The organism is Qipengyuania pelagi, assembly GCF_009827295.1.
Lineage (GTDB): Bacteria > Pseudomonadota > Alphaproteobacteria > Sphingomonadales > Sphingomonadaceae > Qipengyuania > Qipengyuania pelagi.
The window spans coordinates 1952879-1967500 of the sequence record NZ_WTYD01000001.1 but is presented as its reverse complement, the minus strand read 5'-3'; the positions used below and the strand labels follow the sequence as shown (position 1 = coordinate 1967500).

Annotated in this window: 9 protein-coding genes, 3 tRNA genes and 2 rRNA genes (1 of these 14 running past the window's edge); 9 read left to right on the top strand and 5 right to left on the bottom strand. The window is 62.6% G+C overall.

Features of this window, described 5'->3' with window-relative positions; translation table 11 throughout:
- The 8 genes from GRI47_RS09665 to GRI47_RS09630 all read left to right on the top strand — a co-directional run.
- Nucleotides 1-74 (top strand) — tRNA-Ile (locus GRI47_RS09665); it begins 3 nt to the left of the window's first position.
- 11 nt (nt 75-85) lie between these two features.
- Nucleotides 86-161: transfer RNA gene (locus tag GRI47_RS09660), tRNA-Ala, on the top strand.
- Nucleotides 162-444: 283 nt separating this feature from the next.
- A 23S ribosomal RNA gene (locus tag GRI47_RS09655) occupies nt 445-3234 on the top strand.
- Between the two features lie 122 nt (nt 3235-3356).
- A 5S ribosomal RNA gene (gene rrf, locus GRI47_RS09650) occupies nt 3357-3471 on the top strand.
- Between the two features lie 114 nt (nt 3472-3585).
- Nucleotides 3586-3662 (top strand) — tRNA-Met (locus GRI47_RS09645).
- A gap of 174 nt (nt 3663-3836) precedes the next feature.
- A complete protein-coding gene (locus GRI47_RS09640; protein ID WP_160661029.1) occupies nt 3837-5687 on the top strand; it encodes an ABC-F family ATP-binding cassette domain-containing protein in 1851 nt (616 codons plus the stop codon).
- A gap of 5 nt (nt 5688-5692) precedes the next feature.
- Complete coding sequence (locus tag GRI47_RS09635; RefSeq protein WP_160661028.1) at nt 5693-5887, top strand: hypothetical protein; 195 nt, start codon at nt 5693-5695, stop codon at nt 5885-5887.
- A complete protein-coding gene (locus GRI47_RS09630; protein ID WP_160661027.1) occupies nt 5884-6426 on the top strand; it encodes a pseudouridine synthase in 543 nt (180 codons plus the stop codon). Before GRI47_RS09635 ends, GRI47_RS09630 begins: the two co-directional genes overlap by 4 nt.
- A gap of 7 nt (nt 6427-6433) precedes the next feature.
- Here GRI47_RS09630 and GRI47_RS09625 read toward each other — a convergent pair whose 3' ends face one another.
- The 3 genes from GRI47_RS09625 to GRI47_RS09615 all read right to left on the bottom strand — a co-directional run bounded on the left by GRI47_RS09625 (nt 6434) and on the right by GRI47_RS09615 (nt 10332).
- Nucleotides 6434-7606, bottom strand: a complete 1173-nt coding sequence (locus tag GRI47_RS09625; RefSeq protein ID WP_160661026.1) for a cupin domain-containing protein — start codon at nt 7604-7606, stop codon at nt 6434-6436.
- Nucleotides 7607-7612: 6 nt separating this feature from the next.
- Nucleotides 7613-8932: a spinster family MFS transporter gene (locus GRI47_RS09620; RefSeq protein WP_160661025.1), complete on the bottom strand. Its 1320-nt coding sequence runs from the start codon at nt 8930-8932 to the stop codon at nt 7613-7615.
- A 167-nt stretch (nt 8933-9099) separates the two neighbouring features.
- Nucleotides 9100-10332, bottom strand: coding sequence for a serine hydrolase domain-containing protein (locus GRI47_RS09615; protein ID WP_160661024.1), 1233 nt, complete (start codon nt 10330-10332; stop codon nt 9100-9102).
- A 212-nt stretch (nt 10333-10544) separates the two neighbouring features.
- Between GRI47_RS09615 and GRI47_RS09610 the strand changes: the two genes are divergently transcribed.
- Nucleotides 10545-12278, top strand: coding sequence for a class I adenylate-forming enzyme family protein (locus GRI47_RS09610; RefSeq protein ID WP_160661023.1), 1734 nt, complete (start codon nt 10545-10547; stop codon nt 12276-12278).
- A 35-nt stretch (nt 12279-12313) separates the two neighbouring features.
- Here GRI47_RS09610 and GRI47_RS09605 read toward each other — a convergent pair whose 3' ends face one another.
- The gene (locus GRI47_RS09605; RefSeq protein WP_160661022.1) at nt 12314-13384 is read right to left on the bottom strand and encodes an acyl-CoA dehydrogenase family protein; all 1071 of its coding nucleotides are present in this window, start codon (nt 13382-13384) and stop codon (nt 12314-12316) included.
- A gap of 12 nt (nt 13385-13396) precedes the next feature.
- Nucleotides 13397-14608 carry an acyl-CoA dehydrogenase family protein gene (locus GRI47_RS09600; protein ID WP_160661021.1) on the bottom strand — a complete coding sequence of 404 codons (1212 nt, stop codon included), beginning with the start codon at nt 14606-14608 and terminating at the stop codon, nt 13397-13399.
- Nucleotides 14609-14622 lie beyond the last annotated feature (14 nt).

Sequence of the window (14622 nt, the reverse complement as noted above, 5' to 3'; positions counted from 1 at the left end):
TCCGTAGCTCAGTTGGTTAGAGCGCACCCCTGATAAGGGTGAGGTCGGTGGTTCAAATCCACTCGGACCTACCATTTCATGGTTAGGGGCCTTAGCTCAGCTGGGAGAGCACCTGCTTTGCAAGCAGGGGGTCATCGGTTCGATCCCGATAGGCTCCACCAGCCATGATACTGCGAAAGCAGCATGACGAATTCTCCAGGATGAAACGAAAAGCTATCCGGTCTTTACCGGTAGCGGGCGGATCTGCCGCTCGCGTCTTTGACATTGTGAATGGGTTTTTAAATCGATGCCGTGGCGCATGGATTGTATCGGACAGCTTCGGCTGGTCGTACGATCGATGCATCACAATCAAGATCAATCAAACGATTATCTGGCTGAGATAATTCCTCCGCACCTATTACAGCGCAGTCTTTATGCAGGGCTGTCGTTGATGGTGTGGATTCTCAAGCGTGAGGTAAGAGCATTTGGTGGATGCCTTGGCATGTGCAGGCGATGAAGGACGTGGCACGCTGCGATAAGCGTCGGGGAGTTGTGAGCAAACTTTGATCCGGCGATTTCCGAATGGGGAAACCCACCTTCACCATTTCTTCCATCATCCTTTCGGGGATGGCGGGCGAGGTGGATAAGGTATCACCGAACTGAATATATAGGTTTGGTGAAGCGAACCCGGGGAACTGAAACATCTCAGTACCCGGAGGAAAAGACATCAACAGAGATTCCCGTAGTAGTGGCGAGCGAACCGGGACCAGGCCAGTGCTTCTTCGTCAGTTAACCGAACACTTTGGAAAGAGTGGCCATAGCGGGTGACAGCCCCGTAGGTGAAAACGATCGAAGAAGACTCGAGTAGGGCGGGACACGTGAAATCCTGTCTGAACATGGGGGGACCACCCTCCAAGCCTAAATACTCGCACATGACCGATAGCGAACACAGTACCGTGAGGGAAAGGTGAAAAGCACCCCGATTAGGGGAGTGAAACAGTACCTGAAACCGAATGCTTACAAGCAGTTGGAGCTCCATAGGGAGTGACAGCGTACCTCTTGCATAATGGGTCAGTGACTTAATCTACCATGCAAGCTTAAGCCGTTAGGTGTAGGCGCAGCGAAAGCGAGTCTGAATAGGGCGACTGAGTATGATGGATTAGACCCGAACCCCGGCGATCTAGGCATGGCCAGGTTGAAGGTGCGGTAACACGCACTGGAGGACCGAACCGGTGAATGTTGAAAAATTCTCGGATGAGCTGTGTTTAGGGGTGAAAGGCCAATCAAGCCGGGAAATAGCTGGTTCTCCGCGAAATCTATTGAGGTAGAGCGTCAGATGTATGCCGATGGGGGTAGAGCACTGGATGGGCTAGGGCTGCGCGAGCGGTACCAAACCTAACCAAACTCCGAATACCATCGAGTCTTGTCTGGCAGACAGACGGCGGGTGCTAAGGTCCGTCGTCAAAAGGGAAACAGCCCTAACCTACAGCTAAGGTCCCCAAGTCATATCTAAGTGGGAAAGCATGTGGGAATCCCAAAACAACCAGGAGGTTGGCTTAGAAGCAGCCATCCTTTAAAGAAAGCGTAACAGCTCACTGGTCTAAATAAGGGTTCCTGCGGCGAAGATGTAACGGGGCTAAAGATATGCACCGAAGCTTAGGGTTCAGAATTTATTCTGAGCGGTAGCGGAGCGTTCCGTAAGCGAGTGAAGGCGAAGGGTAACCGACGCTGGACGTATCGGAAGTGCGAATGCTGACATGAGTAGCGACAAAGAGGGTGAGATGCCCTCTCGCCGAAAGACCAAGGGTTCCTGCGCAACGCTAATCGGCGCAGGGTGAGCCGGCCCCTAAGACGAGCCCGAAGGGGGTAGTCGATGGGAACCACGTTAATATTCGTGGGCCTGGAGATGTGTGACGGATCGTGGAAGTTGTGTGTCCTTATTGGATTGAACATGCAGCCAAGCGGTTCCAGGAAATAGCCTCTCCGTATAGACCGTACCCGAAACCGACACAGGTGGTCAGGTAGAGTATACCAAGGCGCTTGAGAGAAGTATCCTGAAGGAACTCGGCAAATTGCCTCCGTACCTTCGGAAGAAGGAGGCCCCATCTATGCGCAAGCACTGGTGGGGGGCACAGGCCAGGGGGTAGCGACTGTTTATCAAAAACACAGGACTCTGCTAAGTCGGCTTCAAGACGACGTATAGGGTCTGACGCCTGCCCGGTGCTCGAAGGTTAAGAGGAGGAGTGCAAGCTCCGAATTGAAGCCCGAGTAAACGGCGGCCGTAACTATAACGGTCCTAAGGTAGCGAAATTCCTTGTCGGGTAAGTTCCGACCTGCACGAATGGCGTAACGACTTCCCCACTGTCTCCAGGATATGCTCAGCGAAATTGAATTCTCCGTGAAGATGCGGAGTACCCGCGGTTAGACGGAAAGACCCCGTGCACCTTTACTGCAGCTTCAGAGTGGCATTAGGAAAGAGTTGTGTAGCATAGGTGGGAGGCTTTGAAACTTGGGCGCCAGTCCGAGTGGAGCCATAGGTGAAATACCACCCTGCTGTTTTCTGATGTCTAACCAACTACCGTTATCCGGTAGTGGGACCCTCTGTGGCGGGTAGTTTGACTGGGGCGGTCGCCTCCTAAAGAGTAACGGAGGCGCGCGATGGTAGGCTCAGGCCGGTTGGAAACCGGCTGCGAGAGTGCAATGGCATAAGCCTGCCTGACTGCGAGACCGACAGGTCGAGCAGAGACGAAAGTCGGTCATAGTGATCCGGTGGTCCCTCGTGGAAGGGCCATCGCTCAACGGATAAAAGGTACGCCGGGGATAACAGGCTGATGATTCCCAAGAGCTCATATCGACGGAATCGTTTGGCACCTCGATGTCGGCTCATCACATCCTGGGGCTGGAGCAGGTCCCAAGGGTTTGGCTGTTCGCCAATTAAAGTGGTACGTGAGCTGGGTTCAGAACGTCGCGAGACAGTTTGGTCCCTATCTGCCGTGGGCGTCGATTGTTGAAAGGAGTTGCCCCTAGTACGAGAGGACCGGGGTGAACGTACCTCTGGTGTACCTGTCATCCTGCCAAGGGTGCCGCAGGGTAGCTATGTACGGACGGGATAACCGCTGAAAGCATCTAAGCGGGAAGCCTCCCTTAAGATAAGCAATCATCGAACCGTCATAGACCATGACGTTGATAGGCCGGGTGTGGAAGCGCAGTAATGTGTGGAGCTAACCGGTCCTAATAGTTCTTTTCGCGCTTGTAGGATCCCACCATCAACGACAGTCCTGTTGGATTGTCTGCGGTGAGGAGGAACTCCCAGCACGATAATCGCCCAGAACGACCAACAAACATCGATTTAAAACCCGCAACCACCTGCTTTATTGCTTCGTGGTCCTAGCGCCTGTGACCCACCCGATCCCATCTCGAACTCGGCCGTGAAACCAGGCAGCGCCGATGGTACTAGTGCCTAAGCACTGGGAGAGTAGGTCGCCGCGAGGCATTACAGCAGGTGGTTACGGGAATAACCCATTCACAGTTTCAAAAGCCGCTGCCGGCATCGTCCGAGCGGCGGCTTTTTCGTCTCTGCCCTTGGCGGCGGGACGGATACGGTGCCGCGGGGTGGAGCAGTCCGGTAGCTCGTCAGGCTCATAACCTGAAGGTCGTTGGTTCAAATCCAACCCCCGCAACCATCATAATCGGGATATCTTTGCCCCTGTTGCCTACCTGGCAGCGGGGTTTTTTGCGTTCCCACGCAACGTAGACGCCCCAATACCAGCGCCCGACTCACTGCGCGCTAAGCCGCGCTATCCCGCGCGCGCAAAGGTTTGGGCCTTCCATCACCCCATGCTAGATGCCGCGCGACAATGATCACCATCGACAATCTTACCATTCGTCTGGGCGGCCGCCCTATCCTCGAGGACGCCTCCGTAGCGATCCCGCTCGGCGCGCGGGTCGGGCTGATCGGCCGCAACGGCGCGGGCAAATCTACGCTGATGAAGGCGCTGATCGGCGAACTCGAGCCTGATAACGGCGCGATCGAGATGCCGCGCCGGGCACGCGTCGGTTATGTGGCGCAGGAAGCGCCGAGCGGTCCGACCACCCCGTTCGAAGCGGTCCTCGCGGGCGATGCCGAGCGTGCGCAATTGCTCGAGGAAGCCGAGACCTGCACCGATATGGAGCGCCTCGGCGACGTCCATGAGCGGCTTCTCGCGATCGACGCCTATGCCGCCCCCTCGCGCGCGGCGATCATCCTGACCGGCCTCGGTTTCGACGAGACGATGCAGGCGCAGCCGCTCGACACGTTTTCGGGCGGATGGAAGATGCGCGTGGCGCTCGGCGCGCTGCTCTTGTCCAATCCCGAGATCCTGCTGCTCGACGAACCCTCGAACCACCTCGATCTCGAAGCGACGCTGTGGCTGGAGAGTTTTCTCAAATCCTATCAGGGCACGCTGGTGGTCATCAGCCACGAACGCGATCTTCTCAACAATGTCGTCACCGCGATCCTGCATCTTCAGGACGGCAAGCTGACGCTCTATCCCGGCGCGTACGACGCGTTCGAGAAACAGCGCGCCGAGCGCGCCGCGCAGCTGGCGGCAGCCAAGGCAGCACAGGATGCGCAGCGGGCGCGGCTCGAGGACTATGTCGCGCGCAACAGCGCCCGCGCCTCCACCGCCAAACAGGCCCAGTCCCGCGCTAAGATGCTGGCCAAGATGCAGCCGATCGCCGCACTGATGGAAGATCCGAGCCTGAGCTTCGATTTCCCCAGTCCCGACGAAATGAAGCCGCCTCTGATCACGCTGGACCTGGCTGCGGTCGGTTATGGCGAGGAGCCAATCCTGCGACGGCTCAACCTTCGCATCGATCCCGATGACCGGATCGCGCTCCTGGGGCGCAACGGGAACGGGAAGACCACGCTCGCGCGCCTTCTCGCTGCCCAGCTCGCGCCGATGGAGGGCGAGATGCATGCCGCACGCAAGATGCGGGTGGGGTATTTCACGCAGTATCAGGTCGAGGAATTGTCGCGCGACGGTACGCCGCTCGATCATATGACGCGGGCGATGGAGGGCGCCTCGCCCGGTGCGGTGCGCGCGCAATTGGGGCGGTTCGGATTTTCCGGCCATCGGGCCAACGCGCGGATCGGGACTTTGTCGGGCGGCGAGCGGGCGCGCCTGGCGCTGGCGCTGATCACCCGCGATGCGCCGCATCTCCTCATCCTCGACGAGCCAACCAACCACCTCGATGTCGATGCGCGCGAGGCTCTGGTCCAGGCTCTCAACGCCTATGACGGGGCCGTCATCCTCATCAGCCACGATCGCCACATGGTCGAGCTGACTGCCGATCGCCTGGTGCTGGTGGATGACGGAACGGCGCAGGATTATTCCGGCAGCATCGAGGATTACATCGACTTCGTGCTCGGGCGGAACCAGCCGAAGGAGAATGGCGGCGGCAAGGCGAAAAAGTCCAAGCGCACGTCCGCGAAGGATCGCGAAGCGGTGCGGCTTGCCCGCAGCAGCGTGACAGCATCCGAAAAGGCGGTCGCTCGCCTGCAGGACCGGTTGACGGCGATCGATGCGGCGCTGGCCGATCCCGACGGACAGACCGACACATCGCCCGCCGATCTCATGCGCGAGCGGGCGGGGATCGCCGCCGATCTGGAGGATGCGGAACTCCAATGGCTCGACGCGCAGGAACAGCTCGAAAAGGTGGAAGGCTGATCGCCATGCGCACCCGGCTCAGCGTCTGTGCGCGCAAGCGGCGGTTCGGAAGCGAGGCGGATGCCATGGCGGCGGCGCATGGGGCGCGGGCGGATCTGCGCCATTATCGCTGCGACCGCTGCGGGGCGTTCCATCTCACCAGCCGCCGCAAGGGCAAGCGCATCCCGCGCCCGCCAGCCGTCGAAAGCGTCGCCCGATGAGTGGGATCATCCTGTTCAACAAGCCCTATGGCGTCCTCTCCCAATTCACGGACGAGCGGCAGGGCGAGCCACGACCGACACTGGCCGATTATATCGAGGCACCGGGCTTCTACCCTGCCGGTCGGCTCGATTTCGACAGCGAGGGGCTGATGGTCCTGTGCGAGGATGGCAGGATGCAGGCGCGCATCGCCGATCCGCGCTATAAGCTGACGAAGACCTATCTCGCGCAGGTCGAGGGCGAGCCCGACAGCGCGGCGCTCGATACTCTGCGGCGCGGCGTGCGGCTGAAGGAGGGGGTGACGCGGCCTGCCGAGGTGGAGCGGATCGCCGATCCTGACCTTTGGCCCCGCAATCCCCCGATCCGCGTCCGCAAGACCGTGCCCGATAGCTGGCTGCGCCTGTCGATCCGGGAAGGGCGCAATCGGCAGGTCCGGCGAATGACCGCCGCTGTCGGCCATCCCACCCTGCGACTCGTCCGCTGGTCGGTGGGAGAATGGACGCTCGACGGACTCGCGCCGGGCGCTTGGCGGCGTATCTGACCCGTCGTCAATCGGGCGCGAGATAGCCGCGATTGATAAGATCGACGATCAGCTCCTCAACACCCGGATCGCGCAGCGTTTCGTCGCCAAGCGCGAAGCTTGCCTGCGCGCAGATCCGTTGCGCGACTTCGGCCGCCGCGCCGTGGCAGGCATAGCGCGCGCCGCCGACGAAGAGCATGACCTCATCCTCTCCTTGCAGGATGAAAGCAAAGCGGATCGCAGGGTTGCGCTCGAGCATGACAGACCCAGCTCCCGCGCTCATCAGGTCCTCGGCGGTGATCGTGTCTTCGGGAGCCCAGTCGACCCGGTCGTCCTTTTGCTCGGTGATATAGGTGCCGAACCAGCGCGCGAATGCGTCGCGATCCGCCAGCGCGCCGGTCACCATGCCGTGCAGGCGGGCGAGGGCGTCGTGGGAGATTTCGCCCGGTTGGGCAGGGACGGCCTCTTCGGGATCGGTGTAGCGGTCGTCCTCGCCGAGCGAATCCAGCACGTGGTCGGCGAAGGCGGAAACGAGATCGCCACGCGAGGGGGCGCGGAAGCCGACCGAATAGGTCATGCAATTATCGCCGATCGCCTCTCCGTCATGCGCGACGCCAGGCGGCACGTAGAGGATGTCGCCCGGCTCAAGCACCCATTCGTCGGCCGTTTCGAATTCGGCGAGCAGGCGCAAATCGTCATGCTGCAAGAGCGGAGCGGTGTCGTCGCAGCTTGGCCCGATCCGCCAGCGCCGCCTGCCCAGACCCTGCACGAGGAAGACGTCGTACTGGTCGAAATGCGGGCCGACACCGCCTCCGTCGCTGGCATAGCTGACCATCACGTCGTCGATCCGCCAGTCGGGAATGAAGCGGAACGGCTCGATCAGGGCGGCGACCTCGCCGACATGGTGATCGGCCGACTGGACGAGCAGGGTCCATGGAGAGGCGCCGAGTTCGCCGAAGCGGCTTGGATCGAGAGGCCCGTTCTCCAATTCCCACTGGCCGGGCGCAGTCCGGCGCACCAGCCGCGATTCCACTTCCGGCTCGCAGGCGAGGCCCGCCAATTCATCCGGCTCGAGCGGGTTGGACCAGTTCACAAACGCCTTGCGGATCAGCAGCGGACGCTTCTGCCAGTAATTGCGCAGGAAGCCCGCCGTATCGAAATCGCGCAGGGTCGGCGCTGCGTCGGTCGCTTCGGACATCATATCGCGTCAGGCCGTGGCGGCCCGGCGCCGCAGCACGACGCTCGCGCGCCAGTAGCAAAAGATCGCGACCGGCGTGAACGCGGCGATGACGAGGAGCGAATAGCGCAGCGATTGATCGCCGAAGCGCGGCTCGAACAGGTCGGAGATGACCCCGACCAGCGTCGGCCCTATCCCCAGGCCGATCAGATTGATGACCAGCAGAGTGACCGCCGCCCAGACGGCTCTCATTCGCAGGGGCGCAAGCGTCTGGATCATCGCGAAGGTCGGGCCGAGATAGCAGGACTGGAACAGCACGGCGATGAAATACACGCCGACTGCCACCCAGGCATCCTCGACCAGATAGAAGACGAGCAGGAAGGGGAGGGCGAGCAGCTTCAGGCCCGCGATCATCAGCGGCTGCGCCTGCATCCCGTAACGATCGGCCAGCCGGTTCGCCAGCCAACCGCTTCCCAGCCCGCTCGCCACACCGGCCACGGCGAGCAGCGGGGCGACGATATTACCCACCTGGAGCGTGTTCAGCCCGAACGAGCGGATCAGATAGGCGGGCGTCCAGCCGGTGAGCGCATAGCCGATCATGGAGGTCAGCGTGACTCCCGCGACCAGCCAGACCGCAGCGCGATCGGCGAAGATCGAGCGAAAGCCTTCGCGGATCGAGGGCGTCTCGGTCGCCTCGACCGCGCCCGGTTCGGCCTTGCGCATCGGTTCGGTGGCGAAGATCTTGACGATGATGGCCAGCACAACGCCGGGCAGGCCGATGGCGATGAAGGCGGTGCGCCAATCGAAGAAATAGGTGAGATTGCCGCCGAACATCTGCCCCGCCGCCGCGCCCAGCGTGACGCCGAGCGAATAGATCGACAACGCCAGAGCGCGCTTTTCGGCCGGGTAGAGGTCTGCGATGATGGAATGGCTGGGCGGGCTCGACCCGGCTTCTCCGACCCCCACCCCGATCCGCGCGAGCAGCAATTGGGTGAAGTTCTGCGCCAACCCGCACATAGCGGTCATTCCGCTCCAAAGAGCGAGCGCGACCGAGATGATGTTCACGCGGTTGATCCGGTCGGCGAGCGCCGCCACCGGGATGCCGAGCGTGGCGTAGAAGATCGCGAAGGCGAGGCCGGACAACAGCCCGAGCTGGGTGTCCGACAGAAGGAGGTCGGCCTTGATGTCTTCCAGCAGGATGGCGAGGATCTGCCGGTCCATATAGCTGAAGAAATAGGTCGCGGTGAGGAGGAACAGCGTCACCTGCCGCGCGCGCGGACTGACATTTTCGCCCGTTTGGCCCCCCGCCTGGCCCCCCTCTGGCGTCGCCGCCGGTGCCTGTGTCGCCATATCCTGCATCCCTTTCCCGCGATCTCTGCCGAAGCGGATAAACCGTTCGGAAGCGCCGCTTTTATCGGCCGGGTCGTTCCCCGGCCCTCCCTTGTCCCGCAGAAACGGGCATCCGTCGAGCCAATCTTTCGGAACGCGCGAAACTATGCCGGTCGGTTATCTATCTGTCAGGCATTGCTCTGGGTGAGGGCGGAATAGATCAGCGTCTTCAGCTGCCGCCTGATCGGATAGGTGGAGGAGGGGTAGAGCTGGGTCATGAACACCATCGTGATCCGCTCCACCGGATCGACGAAGAAGGCGGTCGAATAGACGCCGCCCCAGTAGAATTCGCCCCGGCTCGCGGGGATCAGTGTGCGCGCCGGATCGATGACCGTCGCGAAGCCCAGGCCGAACCCGGTGCCTGCATTCGCGGCCTCGCTGAAGGCGCTGCGGCTGACTTCGGTCAGGTCGGCATTTCCGGGCAGATGGTTGGCCGTCATCAGATCCAGCGTCTTGGGCGCGACGATCCGCGCTCCGTCCAGCTCGCCCCGGTTCAGCAGCATCGTGCAGAAGCGATGATAATCCGCGATCGTGCCGACCAGCCCGCCGCCACCCGATTGGAAGCGAGCCGGTTTCAGCATCCGGCTCTTCTCCGCTCTGTCGACCAGGCGCGGGCTACCACCGGGCACATAGCCCCAGGCATCGCCCAGCCGGTCCGCACGGTCGATGGCGGTGTCGAACCCGGTGTCCTTCATATCGAGAGGCGCGAAGATGTGCCTCTCGAAATACTCACCGAGCGTCATCCCCGAAAGCCGCTCGACAGCCACGCCGAGCACATCGGTCGAGACCGAGTAATTCCATCTCTCTCCGGGTGCGAATTCCAGCGGAATCTTCGCCAGCGCCGCGATATACTCGTCGGAGCCCATGTCGAAGCGCGGCATGTCGAGCTGGGCATCACGATAGGCGGCGTCCACGCTGGTGCGGTTCTGGAAGCCGTATGTGAGTCCGCTCATATGGGTGAGAAGGTCGACGAACCGCATCGGCCCGGCCCGCTGCCCCGGCGCGAAGGGGACGCTGCCTCCACCGCCCGCATAGACGCCGATGTCCGCCAATTCCGGCAGGACCCGTGAAACCGGATCGTCCAAGGCGACCTCGCATTCCTCGACCAGTTGCATGAAGGCGATCGAGGTCACCGGCTTGGTCATGCTGGCGATGCGGAACAGGGCATCCTCGCGGATTGGCGTGCCGTCCGCCCGCAACTGGCCGAATTGCGCGAAGTGGACCGGGTCGCCATCGCGCGCGATCAGGATCTGGGCGTTGGGCAGCCTGCCCGTATCGATATAGCGACGGGCGAGGAAATCATCGATCCGCTTCAGGCGGTTGGGATCGAAACCCCGGCTTTCGGCATCGACCAGTTTCATGCGCACTCTCCCTGTTCCCGCGCCCGAGCCGTAGGCCCGCTTTGCCGCGCCAGCAACTTGGCTCGAACACCTCGTGGCCTGAACCGGACGCGTGTTGTCGCATAGTGCGCGCGGCGGGGTCGGGATATCATTAAAGTTGCGGGTGAAGGCTCCGGTGTGGAATGGGCGAACCACAAGCGATCGCGACAGCGCGACACAAGGTGGAGAGAGACATGGCGAGTTCGGTGCGATCGATCGGGTGGACGCCGCCCCCGAACTGGCCCGCCATGAGCCGCGCGGAATGTCGCGAGCGGCTGACCGCGCCGGGTGGGCGTTTCGAAATGGAGGACATCGTCATCGCGGGCGTGCCGACCCGTGTGTGGAAGAACGCGCCCGCCAATCTCAGGATCGTCGCGATGGCCGGAAAGGCCCATGGAGACAGGGAATTCCTGGTCTATGAGGGCGAGCGGGTCACTTACGACGCCTGGTTTCGCGCCGTGGCGGTGCTGGCGCACGAATTGCGGGCGAAGGGGGTGAGGAAGGGCGACCGGGTCGCGCTGGCGATGCGCAATCTGCCCGAATGGCCGGTCGCCTTCTTCGCAGCGGTCACCATCGGCGCGATCTGCGTGCCGCTCAACGCCTGGTGGACGGGTGAGGAGCTGGCCTACGGCCTTCAAGATTCGGGCACCAGACTGCTGATCTGCGATGCGGAAAGGTGGGAGCGGATCGCACCCTTCCGGTCGCAATGTCCCGCGCTGGAAACGGTCTTCGTCTCGCGGGCGGACACCATGCCGGCGGGTACGAACGCGCTGGAAACGGTGATCGGCGAAACCAGGGATTATGGCTCACTCGAACAGGATACCTTGCCCGAGGTCGAGATCGACCCGGACGACGATGCCACGATCTTCTACACCAGCGGCACGACGGGGCGGCCCAAAGGCGCGCTCGGCACGCATCGCAATCTGTGCACCAACATCCTGTCGAGCGCCTATAACGCGGCCTTCGCAGTGCTGCGCCGGGGCGAATCCCTACCCGAACCGACGCCCCGCACCAGCCTGACGGTCATCCCCCTATTCCACGTCACAGCCTGCTCGGCCGGTCTGATGGGCTCGATCGTGGCGGGCAACACGCTGATCTTCATGCATAAATGGGATCCGGTCGAAGCGTTCGGGATCATCGAGCGCGAAAAGGTCAATCTGACCGGGGGCGTGCCGACCATCGCCTGGCAGCTGATCGAACATCCCGAACGTGCCAAATACGACCTGTCGAGCATCGAAGCAGTCGCATATGGCGGGGCGCCTGCCGCGCCCGAACTGGTGCGGCGCATATACGAGGAATTCGGCGCGCTGCCGGGCAATGGCTGGGGCATGACCGAGACCATGGCGACCGTTACCGGCCATTCGGGCGAGGATTATCTCAATCGCCCGGAAAGCTGCGGCCCGCCCGTCGCCGTCGCCGACCTGAAGATCACGGGCGAGGACGGTGTCACCGAATTGCCGCCCGGAGAGATCGGTGAATTATGGGCGCGCGGGCCGATGGTGGTGAAGGGCTATTGGGGCAAGCCCGAGGCGAGCGCGGAAACCTTTGTCGACGGCTGGGTCAGGACGGGCGACCTCGCCTGGCTGGACGAGGAGGGCTGGTGCTACATCGCCGACCGGGCGAAGGACATGATCATCCGCGGGGGCGAGAACATCTATTCGTCCGAGGTCGAGAACGTCCTCTACGATCACCCCGCCGTGACCGATGCCGCCCTGATCGGCTTGCCCCACAAACAGCTCGGCGAGGAACCGGCGGCGGTGGTCCACCTCGGCCCCGGCATGAGCGCGAGCGAGGACGAATTGCGCGAATGGGTGGCGGCGCGCCTCGCCCGCTTCAAGGTGCCGGTGCGGATCGTCTTCACCAGCGAAACGCTGCCGCGCAACGCCAATGGGAAGATCCTGAAACGGGATCTGGCGAGCCTGTTCTGAAGGCTCGCCAGCCGGTCCCTCGATAGCCGCTGGCCTCAATAGCCGCCGATGGTCGCGAAGCGGTCCTTCAGCATGGCGGTGCCGCCCCAGCTCGCCTCGAGAATGCGGGCGCGCTTGAGATAGAAGCCGATATCGTATTCGTCGGTCATCCCGATCCCGCCATGCAGCTGGACGCCTTCGCGGCTCATCATGTGGAGGACGCGATTGGCTTCGGCCTTGGCGATGGTGGCCGCGCGGGCGACGCCGAAGCCGCTGTCGAGCGCCTGAAGCCCGCCTTCGACCGCCGAGCGCATCATGGCGAGATCGCCGAACAGATCGGCCATGCGATGTTGCAGGGCCTGGAATGTGGCGAGCACCTGATTGAACTGCACGCGCTGCTTGAGATAATCGAGCGTGCTGTCGAACACCTGCTGCGCCATGCCCAGCATCTCGCAGGCGGTCAGCACGCGCGCCCGGTCGAGCACGTCGTCGAGCAACGTGTCGCCGCCATTTTCCAGCCGATCCGCCGCCGCGCCGTCGAAGGCCACTTCCGCATGGTTGCGATTGTCGACCATGCTGCGCGCGGAGAGCGAGACGCCGTCACCGGCTTCGACCAGATACAGGCCGCCCTTCGCCGCGACTACGAAGAGATCGGCGCCGAAAGCTTCGTGGACGAAGGATTTGGTACCCGACAGGCGGCCATCCGCGACGCTGGTTTCGAAACCGCGGGACGCATGGCGCGGCCCTTCGTCCACCGCGAGCGTGGCTTTGCTTTCACCGCTCGCCAGTTTCGGCAACCATTTCGCCTTCTGCTCCTCGCTCCCGCCCAGCAGGATCGCGGACGCGGCCACGGTGGAAGCGATCAGCGGGCTCGCCGTCAGCGTCTTGCCCAGTTCCTCGACGACCAGCCCCAGAGACAGCCAGCCGAAATCGGACCCGCCGTGGTCTTCGGGGATGATGACCCCGGTCCAGCCCATTTCCGCCATCGTCGCATAGGCGGCGGGATCGTAGGCTTCGGGCGCGCCGTCGCGGCGCACCTTGCGAAATTCGGTCACCGGGCTTTTCTCGGTGGCCCAGTCGCGCGCCATGTCGCGCAGCATTTCCTGTTCTTCGTTCAATACAGCCATGATCGCGCTCCCTTACTGATGGTCCAGCATGCCGAGCACGCGCTTGGCGATGATGTTGTTCTGAATTTCGGTCGATCCGCCGTAGATCGTGGTCGCCTTGCCGAACAGCCAGGCGCGGGTGCCGGACAATTCGTTCTCGGTGAAACCCTCGCCGTCCCAGCCGAGCGCCTGCATCCCCATGATCTCGATCAGCATTTCGGCGCGTTCCTGGCCGAGCTTGGTGCCGAGCTTTTTCAGGACCGAGCTGATTTCGGACACGCCGCCCTGCGCCTTGCTCTCCTCGCCCGCGCGCCGCGCGGTCAGCAGGAAGGCGTTCCAGCGGATGTCGAAATCCGCGATCCGGTCGCGCAGGACCTTGTCCGCTAGCTGGCCCGTCTCGTCGGTGCCGACATATTTCTTGGCGATGTCGGACAGGCTCGCGCCCATCAGCCGGGCCATGCTGCCGCCGCCAGACAGATTGGTGCGTTCGTGCTGGAGCAGGCGCTTGCCGATGGTCCAGCCCTGGCCTTCCTCGCCCACGAGATTGCCCTTGGGCACCTTCACATCGGTGAAGAACGTCTCGCAGAACGGGCTCATGCCGCTGATCATCTGGATCGGGCGGACTTCCACGCCCGGCGCATCCATGTCGATCAAAAGGAAGCTGATGCCCTTGTGCTTGTCGCTGCGGTCGGTGCGGACGAGGCAGAAACACTTGTCCGCCCATTGCCCGCCGCTGGTCCAGGTCTTCTGGCCGTTGACGAGGTAGTGATCGCCCTTGTCTTCCGCGGTGGTCTGAAGATTGGCGAGGTCGGACCCGGCATTGGGTTCGCTATAGCCCTGGCACCAGCGAACCTCGCCGCGCGCGATCGGGGGGATGTGTTCGTGCTTCTGTTCCTCGCTGCCATATTCGAGCAGGGTGGGGCCGAACATCATCACGCCCATGCCGCCGATCGGGTTGTAGGCCCCGGCCTTTGCCAGTTCCTCGTTCAGGATCGCCGCCTGTTTGCGGGTGAGGCCGCCGCCGCCATATTCCTTGGGCCAGGTCGGCACGCCCCAGCCGCGCGCGCCCATCGCTTCGCGCCATTGGCGCTCGGCTTCGCTTTCCTCGTCCGGCCCTTCGATGGCGGAGAGCGCATTGCCCGTGCCCTTGAGTTCGGCGGGAAAATTTTCGGCGAGGAATTGCTGCACCTCGGTGCGGAACGCCTCTGCCTCGCTGTGCAGATCGATATCGGGCTGGGTCGCCATGGGGTCTCTCCTCT

Bases quoted from the DNA above. Each gene is read 5' to 3' on its own strand.
- GRI47_RS09625 (WP_160661026.1), bottom strand. From the start codon at position 7,606: ATGATGTCCGAAGCGACCGACGCAGCGCCGACCCTGCGCGATTTCGAT.
- GRI47_RS09610 (WP_160661023.1), top strand. From the start codon at position 10,545: ATGGCGAGTTCGGTGCGATCGATCGGGTGGACGCCGCCCCCGAACTGG.
- GRI47_RS09615 (WP_160661024.1), bottom strand. From the start codon at position 10,332: ATGAAACTGGTCGATGCCGAAAGCCGGGGTTTCGATCCCAACCGCCTG.
- GRI47_RS09600 (WP_160661021.1), bottom strand. From the start codon at position 14,608: ATGGCGACCCAGCCCGATATCGATCTGCACAGCGAGGCAGAGGCGTTC.
- GRI47_RS09630 (WP_160661027.1), top strand. From the start codon at position 5,884: ATGAGTGGGATCATCCTGTTCAACAAGCCCTATGGCGTCCTCTCCCAA.
- GRI47_RS09635 (WP_160661028.1), top strand. From the start codon at position 5,693: ATGCGCACCCGGCTCAGCGTCTGTGCGCGCAAGCGGCGGTTCGGAAGC.
- GRI47_RS09640 (WP_160661029.1), top strand. From the start codon at position 3,837: ATGATCACCATCGACAATCTTACCATTCGTCTGGGCGGCCGCCCTATC.
- GRI47_RS09605 (WP_160661022.1), bottom strand. From the start codon at position 13,384: ATGGCTGTATTGAACGAAGAACAGGAAATGCTGCGCGACATGGCGCGC.
- GRI47_RS09620 (WP_160661025.1), bottom strand. From the start codon at position 8,932: ATGGCGACACAGGCACCGGCGGCGACGCCAGAGGGGGGCCAGGCGGGG.